The sequence below is a fragment of the Enterobacter sp. UCD-UG_FMILLET genome, assembly GCF_000762975.1.
GTDB classification, from domain to species: Bacteria; Pseudomonadota; Gammaproteobacteria; order Enterobacterales; family Enterobacteriaceae; genus Enterobacter; species Enterobacter dykesii.
In genome coordinates this window covers 164696-188469 of the sequence record NZ_JRJC01000042.1, presented here as the reverse complement: position 1 = coordinate 188469, position 23774 = coordinate 164696, and the positions used below count along the sequence as shown (strand labels likewise).

15 protein-coding genes are annotated in these 23774 nt (G+C 57.0%); 11 read left to right on the top strand and 4 right to left on the bottom strand.

Annotated elements, in window-relative coordinates:
- The first annotated feature begins 106 nt into the window (after nt 1-106).
- The 9 genes from bcsR (at nt 107) to LA04_RS20560 (ending at nt 15971) form a co-directional block, all read left to right on the top strand.
- Nucleotides 107-295: a cellulose biosynthesis protein BcsR gene (bcsR, locus tag LA04_RS20600; protein ID WP_008503237.1), complete on the top strand. Its 189-nt coding sequence runs from the start codon at nt 107-109 to the stop codon at nt 293-295.
- An 11-nt stretch (nt 296-306) separates the two neighbouring features.
- Nucleotides 307-1059 (top strand): cellulose biosynthesis protein BcsQ, encoded by a 753-nt coding sequence (gene bcsQ / locus LA04_RS20595; protein ID WP_047652955.1) that lies wholly within the window; start codon nt 307-309, stop codon nt 1057-1059.
- Nucleotides 1056-3671 (top strand): UDP-forming cellulose synthase catalytic subunit, encoded by a 2616-nt coding sequence (gene bcsA, locus LA04_RS20590; protein ID WP_029740462.1) that lies wholly within the window; start codon nt 1056-1058, stop codon nt 3669-3671. Before bcsQ ends, bcsA begins: the two co-directional genes overlap by 4 nt.
- Nucleotides 3672-3681: 10 nt before the next feature.
- Nucleotides 3682-6102 carry a cellulose biosynthesis cyclic di-GMP-binding regulatory protein BcsB gene (bcsB, locus tag LA04_RS20585; protein ID WP_045143092.1) on the top strand — a complete coding sequence of 807 codons (2421 nt, stop codon included), beginning with the start codon at nt 3682-3684 and terminating at the stop codon, nt 6100-6102.
- Nucleotides 6103-6108: 6 nt separating this feature from the next.
- Nucleotides 6109-7215: a cellulose synthase complex periplasmic endoglucanase BcsZ gene (gene bcsZ, locus LA04_RS20580; RefSeq protein ID WP_047652953.1), complete on the top strand. Its 1107-nt coding sequence runs from the start codon at nt 6109-6111 to the stop codon at nt 7213-7215.
- Nucleotides 7197-10679, top strand: a complete 3483-nt coding sequence (gene bcsC / locus LA04_RS20575) for a cellulose synthase complex outer membrane protein BcsC (RefSeq protein ID WP_047652952.1) — start codon at nt 7197-7199, stop codon at nt 10677-10679. Before bcsZ ends, bcsC begins: the two co-directional genes overlap by 19 nt.
- A gap of 119 nt (nt 10680-10798) precedes the next feature.
- The gene (gene hmsP, locus LA04_RS20570) at nt 10799-12805 is read left to right on the top strand and encodes a biofilm formation regulator HmsP (protein WP_047652951.1); all 2007 of its coding nucleotides are present in this window, start codon (nt 10799-10801) and stop codon (nt 12803-12805) included.
- A 159-nt stretch (nt 12806-12964) separates the two neighbouring features.
- On the top strand, nt 12965-14251 hold the full coding sequence (locus LA04_RS20565) for a dicarboxylate/amino acid:cation symporter (protein WP_047652950.1): 1287 nt from the start codon (nt 12965-12967) through the stop codon (nt 14249-14251).
- Nucleotides 14252-14477: 226 nt separating this feature from the next.
- A complete protein-coding gene (locus LA04_RS20560) occupies nt 14478-15971 on the top strand; it encodes a M16 family metallopeptidase (RefSeq protein ID WP_023309586.1) in 1494 nt (497 codons plus the stop codon).
- Nucleotides 15972-16034: 63 nt separating this feature from the next.
- Here LA04_RS20560 and LA04_RS20555 read toward each other — a convergent pair whose 3' ends face one another.
- The gene (locus LA04_RS20555) at nt 16035-16964 is read right to left on the bottom strand and encodes a sugar kinase (protein WP_047652949.1); all 930 of its coding nucleotides are present in this window, start codon (nt 16962-16964) and stop codon (nt 16035-16037) included.
- A 229-nt stretch (nt 16965-17193) separates the two neighbouring features.
- Between LA04_RS20555 and pdeH the strand changes: the two genes are divergently transcribed.
- Nucleotides 17194-17967 carry a cyclic-guanylate-specific phosphodiesterase gene (pdeH, locus tag LA04_RS20550; RefSeq protein WP_047652948.1) on the top strand — a complete coding sequence of 258 codons (774 nt, stop codon included), beginning with the start codon at nt 17194-17196 and terminating at the stop codon, nt 17965-17967.
- A 65-nt stretch (nt 17968-18032) separates the two neighbouring features.
- Nucleotides 18033-20075, top strand: coding sequence for an AsmA family protein (locus tag LA04_RS20545; protein ID WP_047652947.1), 2043 nt, complete (start codon nt 18033-18035; stop codon nt 20073-20075).
- A 41-nt stretch (nt 20076-20116) separates the two neighbouring features.
- Here LA04_RS20545 and LA04_RS20540 read toward each other — a convergent pair whose 3' ends face one another.
- From LA04_RS20540 to LA04_RS20530, 3 genes are all read right to left on the bottom strand, one after another.
- Nucleotides 20117-21439 (bottom strand): MFS transporter, encoded by a 1323-nt coding sequence (locus LA04_RS20540; RefSeq protein ID WP_023309582.1) that lies wholly within the window; start codon nt 21437-21439, stop codon nt 20117-20119.
- Nucleotides 21440-21699: 260 nt separating this feature from the next.
- The gene (gene yhjD, locus LA04_RS20535) at nt 21700-22725 is read right to left on the bottom strand and encodes an inner membrane protein YhjD (protein WP_047652969.1); all 1026 of its coding nucleotides are present in this window, start codon (nt 22723-22725) and stop codon (nt 21700-21702) included.
- A gap of 50 nt (nt 22726-22775) precedes the next feature.
- The gene (locus tag LA04_RS20530) at nt 22776-23675 is read right to left on the bottom strand and encodes a LysR family transcriptional regulator (RefSeq protein ID WP_047652945.1); all 900 of its coding nucleotides are present in this window, start codon (nt 23673-23675) and stop codon (nt 22776-22778) included.
- Nucleotides 23676-23774: the final 99 nt, after the last annotated feature.

The following is a 23774-nucleotide window of genomic DNA, read 5'->3' as shown; positions in this document are numbered from 1 at the left end:
TTGAAATTAAAGAACATCAGATTTAGCATGTAAATGAAATTTGTCAGGGCAGGAAGCCCCGCAACTTCTTTAGCGTGCGATTTTCCTTAAAAGGGATGGAAAAAGAATGGATAATAACGAACCTGGAACCCCAGTCGACTCGACTCTGGGTTACACATTCCAAAACGATTTTCTGGCGCTGACGCAGGCCTTTTCTTTACCTGAAATAGATTACACCGATATTTCCCAGCGGGAACAGTTGGCCGCGGCTATTAAACGCTGGCCGTTATTAGCTGAATTCGCCCATCAACAATAAGGGAGCCATTGATGGCCATACTCGGATTACAGGGTGTCCGTGGCGGTGTGGGTACCACATCAGTTACCGCGGCGCTGGCGTGGTCATTACAGCTTTTAGGTGAATCGGTGCTGGTTATTGACGCCTGCGCCGATAATTTGTTGCGTATGTCGTTTAACGTCGACTTTTCTCGCGAAGAGGGCTGGGCCCGCGCGCTGCTTGATGATAAAAACTGGCAGGATGCAGGGATGCGCTATACCTCCCAGCTCGATCTGCTGCCGTTTGGTCAACTGACCACCACGGAACGCGAGAATGAAGCCGCGTATCAGCGCCTGTTTTCGCAGTTCACGCTTGCGCTGCAAACCCTGAAAGAAAAGGGGCACTACAAGTGGATCCTGCTGGATCTTCCGCACGGCGCCGGCACGCTGACCCGACAGCTTATCGCCCAGTGCGATCATATACTTTCCATCGTCAACGTCGATGCGAACTGCCATATCCGCCTGCATCAGCAGGGGCTGCCTCAGAACGCTCACCTTCTGATAAACGATTTGCGCATTGGCAGCCAGATCCAGGACGATCTGTATCAGGTGTGGCTGCAAAGCCAGCGCCGTCTGCTTCCTATTGTCATTCATCGTGATGAGGGAATGGCGGAATGCCTTGCGTCTAAGCAACCGCTTGGCGAGTACCGCAGCGATTCACTGGCTGCAGAAGAGATTCTGACGCTGGCTAACTGGTGTCTGCTGAACTTCGCCAACCGGGCGGAGCATGCAGGGAGTGATGTATGAGTCGTCTCGCCAGCTGGTTACTCATCCCGCCGGTGAGTTCGCGTTTGAGCGAACATTACCGGCATTTCCGCCGGCACGGTGCTTCGGCATTTAGCGCCGCGCTCGGTTGTTTTTGGATGATTCTGGCCTGGATGTTTATTCCACTCGAACACCCGCGCTGGCAGCGCATACGTGCCCGGCACAGTGAGCTATATCCGCACATCAATCCCAACCGGCCGCGTCCTTTAGATCCAGCACGTTATCTCATTCAGGCTATCTGGCTGGTGGTCACGTCATCCCGCTCAGAGAAAATAACGCCGCACTGGCGCAGCTTCTCCCGCGTCCAGCAGTTACGTGAGCGCTACCACCAGTGGCTGGACAGACTGCCCAACAGCGTCAGCGATAAGACCAGCCATCTGGATAACCATAAAGAGCTCGGACATCTCCATCCGGGCCTGCGGCGTTTTATCCTCGGCGTGATCGTCGTGTTCTCGCTCATTCTGGCGCTGGTCTGTATTACGCAACCTTTCAACCCTCTGGCGCAGTTCACCTTCCTAATCCTGCTGTGGGGCGTGGCGCTGCTGGTCCGCCGTATTCCGGGCCGCTTCTCGGCGCTGATGCTGATCGTGTTGTCGCTGACCGTCTCCTGTCGCTACATCTGGTGGCGCTATACCTCAACCCTGAACTGGGACGACCCGGTCAGCCTGGTATGCGGTCTGGTGCTGCTGTTTGCTGAAACCTACGCCTGGATCGTGCTGGTGCTGGGCTATTTCCAGGTCATTTGGCCGCTCAACCGCCAGCCGGTTCCGCTGCCAAAAGACACCGCGCAGTGGCCGTCTGTTGATCTCTTTGTACCGACCTACAACGAAGATTTGAGCGTGGTGAAAAACACTATTTATGCCGCGCTGGGCATCGACTGGCCGAAAGACAAGCTCAAGGTCTGGATCCTGGATGACGGCAACCGTCCGGCGTTCCGCCAGTTCGCGGAGGAGGTCGGCGTCGAATACATCGCCCGTCCGACGCATGAACACGCAAAGGCCGGGAACATCAACAACGCGTTGAAGTATGCTACCGGGGAGTTTGTCTCGATCTTTGACTGCGACCACGTGCCGACGCGCTCGTTCCTGCAGATGACCATGGGCTGGTTCCTGAAGGAGAAAGAGCTGGCGATGATGCAGACGCCGCACCACTTCTTCTCCCCGGATCCGTTTGAACGTAACCTTGGCCGTTTCCGCAAAACTCCGAACGAAGGCACGCTGTTCTATGGCCTGGTGCAGGACGGGAACGACATGTGGGATGCCACCTTCTTCTGCGGTTCCTGTGCGGTCATCCGCCGTAAGCCGCTTGATGAAATTGGCGGTATCGCCGTCGAAACGGTCACTGAAGATGCGCACACCTCTTTGCGCCTGCACCGTCGTGGCTATACCTCGGCGTATATGCGAATTCCGCAGGCTGCCGGTCTGGCAACGGAGTCGCTGTCGGCACACATTGGTCAGCGTATTCGCTGGGCGCGCGGCATGGTGCAGATTTTCCGTCTCGATAACCCACTGATTGGGAAAGGGCTCAAGCTGGCGCAACGTCTCTGCTACGTCAACGCCATGTTCCACTTCTTATCCGGTATCCCGCGGCTGATCTTCCTGACCGCGCCGCTGGCGTTCCTGCTCCTTCACGCTTATATCATTTACGCCCCGGCGCTGATGATTGCGCTGTTTGTTCTGCCGCACATGATCCACGCGAGCCTGACGAACTCGAAGATACAGGGTAAATATCGCCACTCCTTCTGGAGTGAAATCTACGAAACGGTGCTGGCCTGGTACATCGCGCCACCAACGATGGTGGCGCTGATTAATCCGCACAAAGGGAAATTCAACGTCACCGCGAAGGGCGGCCTGGTGGAAGAAGAGTACGTCGACTGGGTGATCTCCCGTCCGTATATCTTCCTGGTATTGCTGAATATCGTTGGCGTCATCGCCGGTATCTGGCGTTACTTCTACGGCCCGGAAAACGAAATCCTGACCGTCTTCGTGAGTATGGCCTGGGTCTTCTACAACCTGATTATCCTCGGCGGCGCGGTAGCGGTGTCGGTGGAGAGCAAACAGGTTCGTCGTGCGCATCGCGTTGAAATCTGCATGCCTGCGGCGATCGCCCGTGAAGATGGCCATCTCTTCTCCTGTACCGTGCACGACTTCTCTGACGGTGGTCTGGGGATCAAAATCAACGGCCAGGCGAAGGTGCTGGAAGGCCAGAAAGTTAACCTGCTGCTTAAGCGCGGCCAGCAGGAGTATGTCTTCCCGACGCAGGTTGTGCGCGTGGCGGGCAATGAAGTCGGTTTGCAGCTGATGCCGTTGACCAAAAAGCAACATATCGATTTTGTGCAGTGTACGTTTGCCCGCGCGGACACGTGGGCTCTCTGGCAGGACAGCTTCCCGGAAGATAAACCTCTGGAAAGCCTGCTGGATATTCTGAAGCTGGGGTTCCGTGGCTATCGTCACCTTGCAGAATTTGCCCCGTCGTCGGTGAAATTAATTTTCCGGTCACTTACTTCGCTGGTTTCCTGGGTCGTGTCGTTCATTCCTCGTCGTCCTGAGCGGGATGAGGCGAAGCAGGCGGACCCGGTTATGGCTCAACAATGATGATAACGCGATGAAAACAAAACTTTCCTGGTTATGTGCAGTGGCAATGGGGATGAATGTCCTCCCCGCAACAATGGCTAACGCAGCCCCGGGTAACGCAGCGGCAACGCCTGCGCCAACGGTACCTGTCGTCGCGCAAGCAACCGATCCGGTTGTCACCGCGGCACCTGGTCAAACAGAAAATATCATGCCGAACCAGCCAACGGAGGGGAACACCCTGCCGGCAGACGGCCAGGTCATAGGGCAGGTGATGCCTGGCGTCCGGGGGGCGAATGCGCCCGTCGTTGCGGACAACGCGCCGTCGCGGGACGTGAAGCTGACCTTCGCGCAAATTGCCCCGCCTCCGGGCAGCATGGTGCTGCGCGGCATCAACCCTAACGGCGGCATTGAGTTTGGCATGCGCAGCGATGAGGTCGTCTCTAATGCGGTGCTGAATCTTGAATACACTCCGTCACCGTCGCTGCTGCCGACGCAGTCTCAGCTGAAGGTCTACCTGAATGACGAGCTGATGGACGTTCTGCCGGTCACGAAAGAGCAGCTGGGCAAGAAAACCCAGGCTCAGGTGCCGATCAACCCGCTGTTCATCACCGACTTTAACCGCATCCGCCTGGAGTTTGTCGGTCACTACCGCGATGTCTGCGAAAACCCGGCCAGCAACACGCTGTGGATGGACGTCGGGCGTAACTCCTCGCTGCAGATGACCTACCAGTCGCTGGCGCTGAAAAACGATCTCTCGGCATTCCCGGTTCCTTTCTTCGATCCGCGTGATAACCGTCCGCTCACGCTGCCGATGGTGTTTGCATCGTCCCCGGACGTGACCGAGCAGCTGGCGGCCACCATTGTGGCGTCCTGGTTTGGTTCACGCGCCGGCTGGCGTGGACAGAGCTTCCCGGCGATGTATGACAAACTGCCGGACAGAAATGCCATTGTGTTTGCGACCAACGCCAAACGCCCGGCCTTCCTGCGCGATCATCCGGACGTCAAAGCGCCAACCGTTGAGATGATTAGCCACCCGGAAAACCCGTACGTGAAGCTGCTGGTGGTCTTTGGCCGTGATGATAAAGATCTGGTGCAGGCAGCAAAAGCGATTGCCCAGGGCAACGTCCTTTTCCGCGGCAACAGCGTTGTAGTGGATGAGGTCAAACCGCTGCTGGCGCGTAAACCTTATGATGCGCCAAACTGGGTGCGTACCGACCGTGCGGTGACATTTGGCGAGCTGAAAACCTATGAAGAACAGCTGCAGGCGACGGGGCTTGAGCCTGCGCCGATTAGCCTGTCACTGAATCTGCCGCCGGATCTGTATCTGCTGCGTACCAACGGCATTGATATCAATCTGAACTACCGTTATACCGCGCCGGCGACCAAAGACAGCTCGCGCATGGATATCAGCCTGAACAACCAGTTCCTGCAATCGTTCAGCCTGCAAAGCACGCAGGATACTAACCGCCTGATGCTTCGCCTGCCGGTGTTGCAGGGGCTGCTGGACGGTAAAACGGATGTCTCCATTCCGGCACTGAAGCTGGGCGCGATAAACCAGCTGCGCTTTGACTTCCAGTACATGAACCCGACGCCTGGCGGTTCGGCGGAAAACTGCATCACCTTCCAGCCCGTACAGAACCACGTCGTGATTGGCGATGAGTCGACCATCGACTTCTCGAAGTACTATCACTTCCTGGCGATGCCGGACCTGCGCGCCTTTGCTAACGCGGGCTTCCCGTTCAGCCGCATGGCCGATCTCTCTGAGTCCATCGTAGTAATGCCAAAAGCGCCGAGCGAAGGGCAGGTCACGACCCTGCTGGATACCATGGCGACCGTAGGGGGGCAGACGGGATTACCGGCGATTAACGTCACGTTGACGGACGATGGCAGCCAGATCCAGAACAAAGACGCTGACATCATGGTGATCGGTACCATTCCGGATAAGCTGAAGGATGACAAACGTATCGACCTGCTGGTGAAAGCGGCCCAGTCCTGGGTTAACACGCCGCTGCGTCAGACCGAGTTCCCGAGCATTATGCCGGATATGAACGATCGTCAGGCCAGCGCGCAGACTACGGTAACGTCTCAGGGGGCAATGGCCGCGGTGGTGGGCTTCCAGTCGCCTTACAACGAACAGCGTAGCGTGGTGGCTCTCCTGGCGGACAGCCCGCGCGGGTATGAACTGCTCAATACGGCCATGAACGACAGCGGTAAACGTGCCGCGATGTTTGGTTCCGTGTCGGTGATCCGTGAGTCCGGCGTCAATAGCCTGCGCGTGGGCGACGTGTACTACGTGGGCCATCTGCCGTGGTTCGAACGCCTGTGGTATGCGCTGGCTAACCATCCGGTTCTGCTCGCTATCCTGGCGGCGGTCAGCGTGGTCCTGCTGGCATGGGTGCTGTGGCGTCTGCTGCGAATCATCAGCCGTCGTCGTCTGAACCCGGATGAGTAAGATGTGATGAAAGCCTTTCGCTGGTGTGTATTAGCAGCAGTGATGCTGGCGGCGCTTCCTCTTCGCGCCGCCTGTACCTGGCCTGCCTGGGAGCAGTTTAAAAAGGATTACATCAGTGAGGGCGGGCGTGTCGTTGATCCCAGCGACACGCGCAAAATTACGACTTCGGAAGGGCAAAGCTACGCCCTGTTCTTTGCCCTGGCGGCGAACGATCGCAGCGCGTTTGACCAGTTGCTGACCTGGACGCGCGATAATCTTGCCAGCGGCAATCTCAACGACCATCTGCCCGCCTGGCTATGGGGCCAGAAAGATAAAGAGACGTGGGCGGTGATTGATACCAACTCCGCCTCTGACGCCGATGTCTGGATCGCCTGGTCTCTGCTCGAAGCGGGCCGGTTGTGGAAACATCCGGACTATACCCGCACGGGTAAGGCACTGCTGAAACGCATTGTCAGCGAGGAAGTGGTGAAAGTACCGGGGCTTGGCGCAATGCTGCTTCCCGGTAAAGTCGGTTTTGCCGATGAAAACGTCTGGCGTTTTAACCCCAGCTATCTTCCTCCGCAGTTAGCGAGTTATTTCACGCGCTTTGGTCCCCCGTGGACCACGCTTCGTGAAACCAATCAGCGTCTGCTGCTGGAGAGTGCGCCGAAAGGCTTTTCGCCGGACTGGGTTCAGTATCAGAAAAACAAAGGCTGGCGGTTACAGCAGGATAAATCGCTGGTGGGCGGCTACGACGCCATCCGCGTTTATCTCTGGGTGGGAATGATGAGTGATAAAGATCCTCAGAAAGCCCGGCTGCTGACGCGCTTCCAGCCGATGGCGGCAAAGACAATGAAACGGGGTGTGCCGCCGGAGAAAGTGGATGTGGCGACGGGTAAACGCACCGGGAATGGCCCGGTCGGGTTCTCTGCCGCCATGCTGCCGTTTTTACAACAACGTGATGCCCAGGCGGTTCAGCGCCAGCGCGTTGCGGACCATTTTCCCGATAACAATGCCTATTACAGCTACGTGCTGACTCTCTTTGGGCAAGGATGGGATCAGCATCGTTTTCGCTTCACCGCAAAAGGTGAATTAATACCGGATTGGGGCCAGGAATGCGCAAGTTCACAGTAAATCTACTCACTTTATCGCTTGGCCTGGCGCTTATGCCGTGGGCCCAGGCCGCCAACTCTCCGCAGCAGAAACAGCTGCTGGAACAGGTTCGGCTGGGCGAATCGACACAGCGTGAGGATTTGGTTCGTCAGTCGCTTTATCGTCTGGAGCTGATTGACCCGAACAACCCTGACGTCATTGCCGCACGCTTTCGCTACCTGCTGCGCCAGGGCGATAACGCCGGTGCGCAAAAAGAGCTGGATCGTCTGAAAGGGATCGCGCCGGGCTCGAGTGCGTACCAGTCCTCACGCAACACCATGCTGCTTTCTACTCCGGATGGCCGCCAGCAGCTCCAGCAGGCGCGATTGCTCGCCACCACGGGACACACGCAGGAGGCGATTGCCGCCTATGACAAGCTGTTTGACGGCAACCCGCCGGGTGGCGACGTGGCGACGGAATACTGGAACGTCGTAGCGAAAGACCCCGCTCGCCGGAATGCAGCCATTAGCCAGCTCAAGAAAATAAATACCAGCAGCCCCGGAAATACGCAGCTGCAGGCAACGCTGTCCCAGCTTTTGTTCCAGAGCGGACGCCGTGATGAAGGCTTTGCGGTATTGCAGGAGATGGCTAAATCGACCAACGGGCGCAGCCAGGCGTCTGATATGTGGTATGACCAAATCAAAGGCCAGCCTGCCAGCAGCGCCAGCGTTAGCGCGCTGCAAAAATACCTGAGCGTATTCAGCGACGGGGATAGCGTCGCGGCGGCGCGTGCCCAGCTCGAAGAACAGCAAAAACAGCTCGCTGACCCGGCGTTCCGCGCGAAAGCGGAAGGGCTGGCGGCGGTGGATGCCGGGCAGGGAAGTAAGGCGGTGGCTGAGCTGCAAAAAGCCGTCAGCGCCAACCATGCCGACAGTGAAGCGGTGGGTGCCCTCGGCCAGGCTTATTCCCAGAAAGGCGACCGCGCCCGCGCGGTGGCGCAGTTTGAAAAGGCGATTGCCCTCGATCCCCAGAGCGATAACCGGGGTAAATGGGACAGTTTGCTCAAGGTTAACCGTTACTGGCTGCTGATCCAGCAGGGCGATGCGGCCCTGAAGGCGAATAACCCTGCGCAGGCGGAGCGTTACTATCAGCAGGCGCGCAGTATCGACAATACCGACAGTTATGCCGTGCTGGGGCTGGGCGATGCCGCCGCGGCGCGTAAAGATAACGACGCGGCGGAGCGTTACTATCGCCAGGCGCTGCGGATGGACAGCGGCAACAGCAATGCGGTTCGCGGCCTGGCCAATATTTATCGCGCGCAGTCCCCGGAGAAGGCTTCGCAGTTTATTCAGTCTCTCTCCGCCAGCCAGCGCCGGAGCATTGATGATATTGAACGCAGCCTGACCAACGAGCAGCTCTCCGCTCAGGCCGAACAGCTGGAGAATCAGGGGAAATACGCCCAGGCGGCAGAAATCCAGCGTCGTCGTCTGGCGCTCTCTCCCGGCGACGTGTGGATAACCTATCGTCTCTCGCGCGATCTCTACAGCGCGGGTCAGCGCAGCCAGGCGGATACCCTGATGCGTCAGCTTGCCAGCCAGAAACCGTCCGACCCGGATCAGGTGTACGCCAACGGGCTCTATCTTTCCGGCAACGATCAGGACCGCGCCGCGCTGGCGCATCTGGGCACGCTGCCGCGTAGCCAGTGGAACGGCAATATTCAGGAGCTTGCCGACCGCCTGCAAAGCAACCAGGTGCTGGAAACCGCCAACCGTCTGCGCGACAGCGGCAAAGAGCAGGAGGCGGAAAACCTTCTGCGCCAGCAGCCGACCTCCACCCGCATCGACCTGACGCTGGCGGATTGGGCGCAGCAGCGTGGCGATCTGGCGTCGGCGAAAACGACGTACAGCGCTGTCCTGCAGCGTGAACCGCAGAACGAAGATGCGATCCTCGGCCTGACCGAGATTTATAGCGCGCAGGGTGACAAAGACGCTGCGCGCGCGGAACTGGCGAAACTTCCCGCCGCGCAAAAAGGCCAGCCGCTGTCGCTCAACATGCAGCGCCGGATCGCGATGGCGCAGGCAGGTCTGGGCGATTCCGCTGCCGCAGAACAGACCTTCAACAACATCATTCCGCAGGCTAAATCGCAGCCCGGCTCCATGGAAAACGCGCTGGTGTTACGTGATGCCGCGCGTTTCCAGGCGCAAAACGGTCAGCCTCAGCAGGCGCTGGAAACCTATAAAGACGCGATGGTGTCGTCCGGCGTCACGACGACCCGTCCGGCCGACAACGACAGCTTCACCCGGCTGACGCGAAATGATGAAAAAGACGACTGGCTGAAGCGCGGCGTGCGCAGTGATGCCGGTGACTTGTACCGTCAGCAGGATGTTAACGTCACGCTGCAGCACGATTACTGGGGCTCCAGCGGCACGGGCGGTTATTCGGACCTGAAAGCGCACACCACCATGCTGCAGGTGGATGCCCCGTTGTCTGACGGGCGCATGTTCTTCAGAAGCGATCTGGTCAACATGGACGCCGGTTCATTTGATAACAATAACGGGACTTACGATCCAAAATGGGGGACCTGCTACGAAACGCCGTGTAGCGGCAACACCCATCAGTCCGACAATGGCGCAAGCGTTGCCGTCGGCTGGCAGAATAAAACCTGGGCGATGGATATTGGCACTACGCCAATGGGCTTTGACGTCGTCGACGTGGTGGGCGGTATCAGCTACAGCAGCGATCTGGGCCCCATCGGCTATACCGTTAACGCCCATCGCCGCCCAATCTCCAGCTCCCTGCTGGCGTTCGCCGGGCAAAAAGATACTAACACCGGCACCACCTGGGGCGGCGTACGTGCCACCGGTGGCGGCGTAAGCATGAGCTATGACAAAGGGGAAGCGAACGGCGTCTGGTCAAGCCTGAACGCGGAAACGCTGACGGGTAAAAATGTGGAAGATAACTGGCGCGTCCGCTGGATGACGGGTTACTACTACAAGCTCATTAATAAAAACAATGAGCGCCTGACGGTCGGCGTTTCCAATATGCTCTGGCACTACGACAAAGACCTGAGCGGTTATACCCTGGGTCAGGGCGGCTACTACAGCCCGCAGGAGTATGTCTCCTTCGCACTGCCGGTAACCTGGCGTAAACGCACGGAGAACTGGTCCTGGGAGCTGGGTGGCTCGGTCTCCTGGTCTCACTCCAAAACCAAAGACGAGCTGCGCTACCCGATTCAGAATCTGATCCCGACCGATGAGCCAGACCGCTATACCGACCAGGGCGCGATGGAAACCGGCAGCAGCTCCTCAGGCACGGGTTATACCGCGCGGGCCATTATCGAACGCCGCGTCACGTCCAACTGGTTTGTGGGCATGGGCGTGGATATTCAGGAGGCGAAAGACTATACCCCAAGCCATGCGCTGATCTATGTGCGTTACTCTGCTGCAGGCTGGCAGGGCGATATGGACTTACCGCCGCAGCCGCTCATCCCTTACGCGGACTGGTAATCGGATTTTCCTTAATCCATTTGTAAGTCTCTCTTAATAGCGCGGCAATCGGGTATACTCAGGCGCGCCAGGTTTACACCCTGGCGCGCCCTGCGCTTCGAGTTTTGTGGAGAGTCATTTTGCGTGTCAGCCGTTCCTTAACAATCAAACAGATGGCGATGGTTTCTGCCGTCACCATGCTGTTTGTACTGCTCTTCTGCGTAATTTTGCTGTTTCATTCCGTACAGCAGAATCGCTATAACACGGCTTCGCAGTTAGAAAGTATCGCGCGCTCGGTGCGCGGCCCGCTCTCTGCCTCTATCCTGAAAGGGGATATTCCCGAAGCGGAAACCATTTTAAAACGCATTCAGCCTGCCGGCGTCGTTAGCCGCGCCGACGTCGTCTTGCCTAACCAGTTTCAGGCGCTGCGGATGAGCTTTATCCCGGAGCGTCCCGTCCCGATGATGGTGATGCGCCTGTTTGAACTGCCGGTGCAGATTTCACTGCCCGTATATTCGCTTGAACGCCCTGCCAATCCGCAGCCGCTGGCCTATCTGGTATTACAGGCGGACTCCTACCGCATGTATAAATTCGTCATGAGTTGGGTGGTTACGTTAGTGACCACTTGCTTACTTATGACGCTTATTCTCAGCGTGGCGCTCACCTGGTGCATTAACCGGCTGATTGTTCATCCGCTGCGCCGTATCGCCCGCGAGCTAAATACGCTTGCGCCGCAGGATCAGATGGGGCATCAGCTTGAGCTACCGCGTCTGCATCATGACGATGAGATAGGCATGCTGGTGCGCAGCTACAACCTCAACCAGCAGCGCATCCAGCGCCAGCAGGATGAGTTAAACAACAGCGCCACGCGCTTCCCGGTGTCGGAGCTTCCCAATAAAGCCTTCCTGATGGCGATGCTGGAGCAAACCGTTGAGCGCCAGCAAACCACGGCGCTGATGGTTATCGTCTGCGAAACCCTGCAGGACACGGCTGGCGTGCTCAAGGAGAGCCAGCGCGAAATGCTGCTACTGACCCTGGTGGAAAAGATCAAATCTGTCCTTGCCCCGCGTATGGTGCTGACTCAGGTCAGCGGTTACGACCTGGTGGTGATTGCCAATGGCGTAAAAGAACCCTGGCATGCGATCACGTTAGGTCAGCAAGTACTCACTGTCATTAATGAGCGGTTGCCCATTCAGGGTATCCAGCTTCGTCCAAGCGCCAGTATCGGTATTGCGATGTACTATGGCGATTTAACGGCAGAGCAGCTTTATCATCGCGCGTTCTCGGCGGCGTTCACCGCCCGGCGCAAAGGCAAAAATCAGATCCAGTTCTTCGCGCCGGAAGAGATGGAAAAGGCGCAGCAGCGCCTGACGGAAGAGAGCGACATCCTGACCGCGCTGGATAACCGCCAGTTTGCCCTCTGGCTACAGCCGCAGGTGAATTTGCTGACGGGAGAAGTGAAAAGCGCCGAGGCACTGCTGCGCGTGCAGCAGCCGGATGGTTCATGGGAGCTGCCGGAAGGGCTGATTGAGCGCATTGAATCCTGCGGCCTGATGGTTACCGTCGGCTACTGGGTGCTGGAGGAGTCCTTTCGTCAGCTTGCCGCCTGGCAGGAGCGCGGCGTGTCGCTGCCGCTGTCGGTCAATTTGTCTGCCCTGCAGCTTATGCATCCAACCATGGTTTCAGAGATGCTGGAGCTGATCCATCGTTACCGAATCAAGCCTGATACGTTAACTCTGGAAGTGACGGAGAGCCGACGCATCGACGACCCTAATCAGGCGGTCGCGATCCTGAAACCGCTGCGTAATGCCGGCATCCGCATTGCGCTTGACGATTTCGGCATGGGATACGCCGGGCTGCGTCAGCTTCAGCACATGAAAACCCTTCCGGTGGATGTGCTCAAAATTGATAAAGCGTTTGTCGACGGTCTGCCGGGCGACAGCAGCATGGTGCAGGCGATTATCCAGATGGCGCGCAGCCTCAACCTGCATCTTATTGCCGAGGGGATTGAAACCGAAGCGCAACGCGCATGGCTGGCAGAGGCGGGCGTGGAGAGCGGACAAGGCTTCCTTTTTGCCCCTGCTGTACCTTCGGATGTCTTTGAAGAACGATACCTTTCTGGTACTGACAATAACGCAAAAGTGTAATTTTGTTGCTGGCTTGTGCGAGCCAGCTCAAAGTTCTTAACATTTGTGTTTCAAATTTGAACTGAGTTTATTTCTGTCCTGTTATGTGGGTGTTATTTTAAAGCCGCAGGTTAACCATAACCTTACAAAGCCTGTGGTTTTTCTTCCCAAGGACACCTTATGAAAACCTCACTCTTCAAAAGTCTTTATTTCCAGGTCCTGACAGCCATCGCCATCGGTATTCTGCTGGGTCACTATTACCCTGAGCTGGGCGCGCAAATGAAACCGCTTGGCGACGCGTTCGTTAAGCTCATCAAAATGGTCATCGCGCCGGTGATCTTCTGTACCGTCGTGACGGGCATCGCTGGCATGGAAAGCATGAAGGCGGTCGGCCGTACCGGTGCAGTGGCGCTTCTCTATTTTGAAGTGGTCAGTACCCTTGCACTGATTATCGGTCTGATCATCGTCAACGTGGTGCAGCCGGGCGCGGGGATGAACGTAGACCCGTCAACGCTGGATGCCAAAGCGGTCGCGGTGTATGCCGAGCAGGCGAAGGATCAGGGCGTGGTTGCCTTCCTGCTGGACGTGATACCGGGCAGCGTGATTGGTGCCTTCGCCAGCGGGAACATCCTGCAGGTGCTGCTGTTCGCCGTGATGTTTGGCTTTGCTCTGCACCGTCTGGGCAGCAAAGGCCAGCTTATCTTTAATGTGATCGAAAGCTTCTCGCAGGTGATTTTCGGCATCATCAATATGATCATGCGCCTGGCGCCGATCGGTGCTTTCGGTGCGATGGCCTTCACCATCGGTAAGTATGGCGTCGGTACGCTGGTGCAGCTGGGTCAGCTGATTATCTGCTTCTATATCACCTGTATCCTTTTCGTGGTGGTGGTGCTGGGCTCCATCGCCCGCGCGACGGGTTTCAACATCTTCAAATTTATCCGTTACATTCGCGAAGAGCTGCTGATCGTTCTGGGGACATCCTCTTCAGAATCGGCGCTGCCGCGTATGCTCGACAAGATGGAAAAGCTGGGGTGCCGTAAGTCGGTGGTCGGGCTGGTGATCCCGACGGGCTACTCCTTCAACCTGGACGGCACCTCGATATACCTGACGATGGCGGCCGTGTTTATCGCTCAGGCGACTAACAGCCATATGGATATTTTCCATCAGATTACCCTGCTGGTGGTGCTCCTGCTCTCCTCTAAAGGCGCGGCAGGCGTGACGGGCAGTGGCTTTATCGTGCTGGCTGCCACCATTTCCGCTGTGGGTCACCTGCCGGTGGCGGGTCTGGCGTTGATTCTCGGTATCGACCGCTTCATGTCAGAGGCGCGTGCGTTAACCAATCTGGTGGGTAACGGCGTGGCAACGGTGGTGGTGGCGAAATGGGTGAAAGAGCTGGATCACAAAAAGCTCGACGATACTCTGAATAATCGTTCATCTGACAGCAAAAATCCTGGCTTATCCTCCTAATCTTGTCACAAATGCCCGTATTCCCTTGTCGGGATGCGGGCTCCTGCGCATAATAACTGTTCGTACCTGTCATAATTCGACAAGATTTTTTTTGGGTATATTTCACTTCGGACCGTGACGTTTTGCCGAACGCGCGGTCTAATCGACGTGTTTTCATCGTCATCTTTAAGAGTGAAGCGCGTCGCGAAACACTCTTTTTAACCAGGAATGTTGATCAGGGGTTCACATGCAGGGCACAAAAATTCGACTCTTAACCGGCGGTTTGCTGATGATGGCAGCAGCCAGTTATGTGCAGGCAGATGCGCTCCAGCCAGACCCGGCCTGGCAACAAGGGACCTTAGCGAACGGTTTTCAGTGGCAGGTTTTAGCCACTCCGCAACGTCCCAGTGACCGTGTAGAAATCCGTCTGTCCATTAATACCGGTTCCCTTGCGGAAAGCACTCAGCAAACCGGTTTTAGCCATTTTATTCCCCGGCTGGCGCTCACGCAGAGCGGCAGCCTGCAAGCGGTTCAGGTGCGTTCGCTTTGGCAGCAGGCCATCGATCCGAAACGCCCACTTCCTCCGGCTGTGGTCTCGTATGACTACACCATGTTTAACCTGAGCCTGCCAAATAACCGTAACGACCTGCTTAAAGAAGCGCTTACGTATCTCTCCGATGCCTCTGGCAATCTGGCGATTACGCCGGACACCGTCAACTATGCGCTGAGCAACAGCGACATGGTGGCGACCTGGCCCGGGGATACCAAAGAGGGCTGGTGGCGTTACCGCCTGAAGGGCTCGACGCTGCTGGGACATGACCCGGCCGAACCGCTGAAACAGCCGGTGGATGCCGAACAGGTCAAATCGTTCTACCAGAAGTGGTACACCCCGGACGCCATGACGCTGATCGTGGTGGGTAACGTGGACAGCCGCGCGGTGGTGGAGCAGATCAACAAAGCGTTTGGTGATTTGAAAGGCAAGCGTGAAACGCCAGCCCCTGTCCCGACGCTCTCTCCGCTGCGTGCAGAGCCTGTCAGCATTATGACGGACGCCGTGCGTCAGGATCGCCTCTCCGTCATGTGGGATAACGCCTGGCAGCCCATCCGCGAGTCCGCGGCGATGCTGCGCTACTGGCGTGCCGATCTGGCGCGTGAAGCGCTGTTCTGGCACGTTCAGCAGACGCTGAGCAAGAACAACGTGAAGAATATCGGTCTTGGCTTTGACTGCCGCGTGCTGTTCCAGCGTGCGCAGTGTGCCATCAACGTTGAATCACCGGGCGATAAGCTGAATGCCAATCTGGGTGTGGTTGCGAAAGAGCTGGCAAAAGTGCGTAAAGAAGGGCTTTCCGAAGAGGAATTCAACGCTCTCGTGGCGCAGAAAAAACTTGAGCTGCAGAAGCTGTTTGCGACCTACGCTCGCGCCGATACCGACATTCTGATCAGCCAGCGTATTCGTTCCCTGCAGAACCAGGTGGTGGACATTGCGCCGGAACAGTACCAGAAACTGCGTCAGGACTTCCTGAACGGTCTGACCGTCGATATGCTCAATCAGGACCTCCGTCAGCAGTTGTCGCAGGAGATGGCGTTGATCCTCCTGCAGCCGAAGGGCGAGCCGGAATATGACATGAAGGAACTTCAGAAGACCTGGGATTCCATTATGGCTACTGCACCGCAGCCTGCGCAGGCCGCCACGGCTGATGATTTACATCCGGACGCGACGGATATTCCGCAGGGGCAGTAATGCTTAAACATTCCCTCTCCCTGTGGGAGAGGGTTAGGGTGCGTGCATCAGCCCGCACCCTCCTTAAACAGGCATCGCCTCGCGCGGAATAATCGCCCCGCGATACTGAATCACCGTGCTGGCCGTCAGGTGCCCACGCTGCGCCGCCGCTTCCGGCGTTCCACCCGTCAGACGTACCGCCAGATAACCCGCGCTGAATGAATCACCGGCCGCCGTGGTATCAATCACTTTCTCTTTGGCAAGCTTCACCGCCGGAACGTCAACCAGCGCTTCGCCCGCCACCGCGACCAGGCACGAATCTGCACCGCGCTTAATCACCACTTCGCTCACGCCTGCCGCCTGCGTGCGTGCAATCACGTCCTCTACCGGTTTCTCACCCCACAGGGCGTCTTCATCGTCGAGCGTCAGGAAGGCGATATCGGTGCACTGCAGCATCTGTTGGTAGACCTGCTGCGTCTCTTCGCGGCTGGTCCACAGGCGCGGGCGGTAGTTGTTATCGAAAATAACCTTGCCGCCGTTTGCCCGGCATTCGCGCAGAAGCGAGAGCAGCTTTTCACGGCTGGTGGGGCTTAAAATCGCCAGGCTAATCCCGCTCAGATAGAGGTAGTCAAAGGTCGCCAGCTCTTCGCAGATGGCCGCGGCCGCGTCGCTCTCCAGCCAGAATTTGGCCGCAGCCTCGTTACGCCAGTAATAAAACGTGCGTTCGCCGGTGCTGTCGGTTTCGATGTAATAAAGCCCCGGGAGGCGGTTCTCCATACGCTGAATCAGCGACGTTTCAACATGTTCACTCTGCCAGGCCTCCAGCATTTGCTGGCTGAAGCTGTCCGTGCCCAGGGCGGTCACGTAGTTCACGGTGAGCGCCTCAGGTGCAACCTGACGGGCAATGTAAACCGAGGTGTTTAACGTATCGCCACCAAATCCGCGGCTGACTTCCGCGCCTTTTTGCGACAGCTCAATCATGCATTCGCCAATCACGGCAATTTTTTTGGACATAATCGTTAACCTGAACAGAAGAATTATCAGCAGTGTGCGCTGAGTGAATTAACCGGTCAACTATATTAAAACAACGTTCCATTATTTTATTTGAGCCAGCGCGTGTTACCGCGCATTTCTGTCATCTTAATTTCATTTTCCCGGTGAATTGAACATAAAGTTCTCAATTGTCGCGCCGATAATCCTGTGACGAGTCCAGAAAGGCTATCCCAACAACAGGACATCTGAAATGAAGTCAGAGCAGGTTATCCAGCGGCTGAGCACTACGCCTGAGGCAAGTATTGAGAACTTGCAGGAGCATCGCTACTGGCTGCAATGTGAGCGTGCGTACACCTATCAGCCGATTTACCGAACAGATGGTCGACTGATGGCAATTGAAATATTAACCGTCGTTACGCACCCCACAAACCCTACTCAGCGCATCCCGCCGGATCGCTATTTTGCCGAAGTTGCCGTTCGCCAGCGTCTGGACGTGCTGGAAGAGCAGCTTCGTATGCTGGCGACGAAGCAGCCCTTTTTCGAACAGCACGATATCCTCGCCTCGGTGAACGTCGATGGTCCAACCCTGCTGGCGCTGCGTCAGAACGCAAAATTGCAGGAGCTGATCGCCACTCTTCCGTGGATGCGCTTTGAGCTGGTGGAGCATGTCCGCCTGCCGCAGGATTCCTCGTTTGCGTCGATATGCGAATACGGCCCGCTGTGGCTGGATGACTTTGGCACCGGCATGGCGAACTTCTCCGCCCTGAGTGAAGTGCGCTACGACTACATTAAAGTGGCCCGCGACCTGTTCATTATGCTGCGTCAAACCCCGGAAGGGCGGAATCTGTTTACGCTGCTATTACAGCTGATGAACCGCTATTGCCAGGGCGTGATTGTTGAAGGTGTGGAAACACTGGAAGAGTGGCGTGATGTGCAAAACTCTCCCGCAGCGGCGGCGCAAGGCTATTATCTCTCCCGCCCGGTACCCATGGATCGCCTCGATAGCGTGATAATGACCCTCTGATAAGCCCGCTTCCCTTTGTCTGGACTATAGTTTTACAGGACAGGTCATCAGGAAAGGGGATAAAAATGACGAGAACAACCAGGGTAATCTCCTGGACAGCAGGGATTTTCTTGTTGTTGATCGTGGTCGTAGCCATCATTATTGCGAAGTTTGACTGGAACCGTCTCAAGCCGACCATCAACCAGAAAGTCTCAACCGAACTGAACCGCCCCTTCGCCATACGCGGTGATTTAGGGGTGGTGTGGGAGCGTCAGAAAGAGGAGCCAGGCTGGCGAAGCTGGATCCCCTGGCCACACGTCCATGCCGACGACATCATTCTCGGCAACCCGCCGGATATCCCGGACGTCACCATGATCCACCTGCCGCGGGTTGAAGCCACGCTGGCTCCGTTAGCGCTCCTCACCAAAACGGTCTATCTGCCGTGGATCAAACTTCAGCAGCCCGATGCGCGTCTGATCCGACTTTCAGAAAAAAACAACAACTGGACGTTTAACCTTGCCAGCGACAGCGAAAAAGATCCGAATGCCCAGCCTTCTTCCTGGTCATTCCGTCTCGACAATATTCTTTTCGATCGCGGGCGGATCGCCATCGACGATAAGGTCAGCAAGGCGGACGTGGAGATCCTGGTCGATCCGCTGGGCAAACCGCTGCCGTTTAGCGAGGTCACGGGCACGAAAGCGAAAGGTGACGCGGCAAGCGTGGGTGACTATGTCTTCGGCCTGACGGCAAAAGGACGATATAACGATCAGCCTCTCAGCGGTAAAGGGAAAATCGGCGGCATGCTGGCGCTTCGGAGCGAAGGCACGCCGTTCCCGGTGCAGGCGGACTTCCGTTCCGGGAATACCCGCGTGGCGTTCGTGGGAACGGTCAACGATCCGATGAATATGGGCGGCGTCGACCTTCAGCTTAAATTTGCCGGCGATTCGCTGGGCGAGCTGTATGAACTCACCGGCGTGCTGCTGCCGGATACCCCGCCGTTCGAAACGGACGGGCATCTGGTCGCCAAAATCGATACTGAAAAAGCGTCCGTTTTTGACTACCGGGATTTCAACGGCCGGATCGGCGACAGCGATATCCACGGCACGCTGACCTACACCACCGGAAAACCGCGCCCGAAACTGGAAGGGGATGTGGAGTCCCGTCAACTGCGTCTGGCCGATCTGGGTCCGCTGATTGGCGTGGACTCAGGCAAAGGCACAAAGTCGAAAGAGGTCAAAAAGGATGTTCAGCCTGCCGGCAAAGTGCTGCCATACGATCGCTTCGAAACCGACAAATGGAACGTGATGGATGCGGATGTGCGCTTCAAAGGCGGAAAAATTGAACATGGCAGTACGCTGCCGATCAGCAATCTTTCGACCCATATCCTCCTCAAAAACGCCGACCTGCGCCTGCAGCCGCTGAAGTTCGGCATGGCGGGTGGGACGATTTCTTCGAACATTCATCTGGAAGGCGATAAGAAGCCGATGCAGGGGCGGGCGGAGATCCAGGCGCGTCGATTGAAGCTGAAAGAGCTGATGCCGAACGTAGAGCTGATGCAGAAAACCCTCGGTGAAATGAATGGTGATGCCGACATTCGCGGCGTGGGGAACTCGGTGGCGGCGCTGCTGGGCAGCGGCAATGGTAACCTGAAGCTGCTGATGAACGACGGGCTGGTGAGCCGAAACCTGATGGAGATCCTGGGGCTGAACGTGGGTAACTACGTCATCGGGCAAATCTTCGGTGATGACGAGGTGCGGGTGAACTGCGCGGCGGCCAATCTGGATCTGGTTAACGGCGTGGCGCGTCCGCAGATATTTGCCTTCGACACGGAAAACGCGGTGATTAACGTAACCGGTACCGCCAGCATGGCCTCGGAGCAGCTTGATCTGACGATTGACCCGGAAAGTAAGGGGATCCGCATCATCACCCTGCGCTCGCCGCTTTACGTGCGCGGAACCTTCAAAAACCCGCAGGCGGGCGTGAAGCCCGGACCGCTGATTGCGCGCGGTGCGGTGGCTGCGGCACTGGCGACGCTGGTCACCCCAGCCGCAGCCCTACTGGCGTTGATTTCACCGTCAGAAGGCGAGGCCAATCAGTGCCGGACTATTTTGTCGCAGATGAAGAAGTAGCTCCCTCTCCCTGTGGGAGAGGGGCGTCAGGCCGCAGTGAATTACAGAGCCTGGTGCTTAGTTTCGTGCGTCAGCAGCAGCGCAATCAGCGTCAGCGCCGCCATTGCCGCCAGATAGACCCCCACATAGAACAGACCATAGTTCGCCTGCAGCCAGGTGGCGATATACGGCGCAACGGACGCGCCCAGAATAGAGGCAACGTTGTAGGAGAATGACGCACCGGTATAACGTACTTCCGTCGGGAACAGCTCAGGCAGCAGCGCGCCCATCGGGCCGAAGGTCAGCCCCATCAGGCTCAGGCCAATCAGCAGATAGGCCATCACCAGCGCCGGGCTACCTGAACCCAGCAGCGGCGGGAAGACGAACAGAGCAAACAGAATGATGAGCGTGGTGATCGTAATCATGCTCGCACGACGACCGAATTTATCCGCCAGCAGGCCCGCAATCGGTACCATCACACCAAACCCGATCACCGCCATCATCAGCATCCACAGCACTTCATTACGCGGCAGGCCCAGGCCAACCGGCGCGGCGGCGGTACTGAACGTCATGGAGTAGACGGTCATAATGTAGAAAAGCGTATAGGTAGCCAGCATGATGAACGTGCCCAGTACGGTCACGCGGACGTGTTTGGTCAGCAGCGTACCCAGCGGCACTTTCACCTGCTTGTTCGCCGCGGCCACTTTCGCGAAAACAGGCGTCTCATGCAGCGAAACGCGCACGTACAGGCCAATCAGCACCAGCACGGCTGAGAAGATAAACGGGAGACGCCAGCCCCAGCTCATGAACTGTTCATCCGTCAGCAGCCAGGAGAGCAGCAGGAACGTCCCGTTGGCAAAGAAGAAGCCAATCGGTGCGCCAAGCTGCGGGAATGAACCGTACAGCGCGCGCTTGCGCGCCGGGGCGTTCTCGGTGGCCAGCAGCGCCGCGCCGCCCCATTCACCGCCCAGCCCCAGACCCTGACCAAAACGCGCCAGTGCCAGCAGGACCGGCGCCAGAATGCCGATGGTTTCATAGGTCGGCAGCAGACCGATGGCTACGGTGGAGATGCCCATCGTCAGCAGCGAGGCCACCAGGGTGACTTTGCGGCCAATGCGATCGCCAAAGTGTCCAAACAGCGCAGAGCCAATCGGACGCGCAACAAACGCGATGGCAAAGGTCGCCAGAGACTGCAGCGTGGCCGCCGTCGGGTCACCCTGCGGGAAGAAAATATGCGGGAAGACGATGACCGCGGCGGTGGCATAAATATAAAAGTCGAAGAACTCAATGGCGGTGCCAATCAGCGATGCGACGACGACTTTATTGCGCGAGTTTACCGGAACGTTTTCCGTTCCTGAGTCGAGTGTGGTGGCGGTTGCTTGCATAATATTTTCTTATTTTTGTCGAACGAAAGGCCATATTACGCACAGCAAAAGCGACATTTCAATCTGTAACAAAGCCGCGGGCTGGTGATAAAAACAACAAAAAGCGGATAATTTTCAGACCAGCGAAAACACGTCTATGAAATGCTTCACAGATTTTAAATATTGGTCAATTAAACTGGATTTCGGTTAAATAAAAGTTACGGGCTGGATTTATATGCTGAAATGAAGAATCGGGCTGAAATTTCAGCCCGAGAGCGGGGCTAGCGGTGCGTTTTGCCCGGCATTCGCGTGTCGCCTTTGTACTCGGCGGTGGCAATCCATGCCGCGCAGAACAGGGTCAGGCGGGCGAAGAAGTAGAAGAAGGCCATCAGCCCCAGCACCGAGCCAAACGCCGCGCCGGAAGGGGATTTCACCAGTGACGGTAAGGTGTAAGTCATCACGATTTTGATCACCTCAAAGCCGATCGCCGCAATCAACGTGCCGCGGAGCAGCGCCTTCTTGCGCGGACGATGGCGCGGCAAGCGCCAGAAGATCCAGAAGAACAGCAGGTAGTTGGCGAAGATGGAAATGGCCAGCCCAATGCCGCGCCAGGCGGGCTTCAGCCATTCGATGTAATCAAGGTAAAGCGCGGAGATGATCATCTGCTGCGCCGAGCCCGCCACGGAGGTAATGGAAAGCGTCACGATCAGCGCGACGAGCAGGCCAATCAGCGAAACAAAATCGCGGAGATACTTAACCCATATTTTCTCCTGGTCCTGCGGCTTACGCTCCCAGACGTCGCGCGACTGGGCGCGGATGGCCTCGCGCAGGTTGCCCATCCAGTTAACGCCGGAGTAAAGGGCAATCAGCAAACCGACAATACCCACGGTGGTACGCTGCTGAACGGCGGTATTGATGGTGCTCTTGAGCGTGCTGGCAAGGGTCGGGTCACTGACGTTATTCAGGATCTTATTGAAGATATCCTGCAGTAGCGTCGGGTGCGACGCGAGCACAAAACCGGCTGCCGCAAACGACACCATCAGGATTGGTATCATCGACAGGAAGGAAAAATAGGTGATGGCGGCACCAAACTGGTTCCCCATGCGGTCATTAAACCGTTCTGTGGCGCGTATCAGGTGCGCAATCATGGGAAGCTGCTGAATTCTCGCGGCGATACCGGTGACGGTCCCCAGCGCTTTGCTGGCGGTGCCTGGCGTTTTGGCCTCTTCGGGCCCGGTCTCCATCTTTTTGATGGGGTCATACTCTAAATGTTGAGTCGGTCGTTGCGGATTGTTTTCCGGCGTCACGCGCATTTTCCTTTTCGTTTGGCTGGATGTTTTTGAATTATAGCTTGCGGCTAGTCCACGTAAGCTTTTGTGAGTTCAGTTAGCCACTCCATGAACAGATGGACCCGGCGGGAGAGGTTGCGGCGGTGGGGGTAAATCAGGGAAACAGGCATCGGTTCGGCCCGGTATTGCGGGAGGATCTCAATCAGCTTCTTCGCGCGCAGTAAATCGCGCACACCAACCCGCGGCACCTGAATAATGCCCAGCCCGGCGAGACAGGCAGCCTGGTAAGTTTCTGTGCTGTTGACGGTTAAGACCCCGCCCGTTTTTATCCACTGCGTTGCACTGCCGTTATAAAACTCAAAACCCTGGGGGCGTGTTCCCAGCGTAGCGGTGTAATGAATGACGGCGTGCGAGCCTAAATCGTCCAGGGTTTCCGGATAGCCAAAACGCGCCAGATAATCCGGGCTGGCGCAGTTAATCACCGATAGCTTGCCCAGCGGACGGGCAATCAGCCCTGAATCCTTCAGCGTGCCGACGCGCACCACGCAATCAAACCCTTCGCGGATCACATCCACAAGACGATCGCTGCTGCTGAGCTCAAGTTCAATGCCCGGATAGTGCTGCAGAAAAGCAGGCAGTTTGGGGATGACTAAATTTCGAGCAACGCCGACGGGCATATCCACGCGGAGCCGACCGCTGATGCTGGAGGGATCGTGCTGAAACATGCCGTCGAGTTCATCAAGGTTTGCCAGCAGATCTTTTGCCCGTTCGTAATAGACCATGCCGTCCTGCGTCAGGCTGACGCGGCGCGTGGTGCGGTGCAATAGCTGGGTGCCAAGCCGGTTTTCCAGAGCCTGAATTTGCCGCGAGACGCTGCCTTTCGGCAGGGTTAACGTTTCGGCCGCGCGGGAAAAACTCTCCAGTTCCGCGACGCGGACGAACAACTGCATTGCGTGAATTTTATCCATAGAGGAAGCTCATTGTTGTTTCTGCTGAAACAGTGAAGCGTTTTAACCCATCTTTATTGATTTTCTATCACCTAATAAGCTCTTTCTCAATCTCCTTAA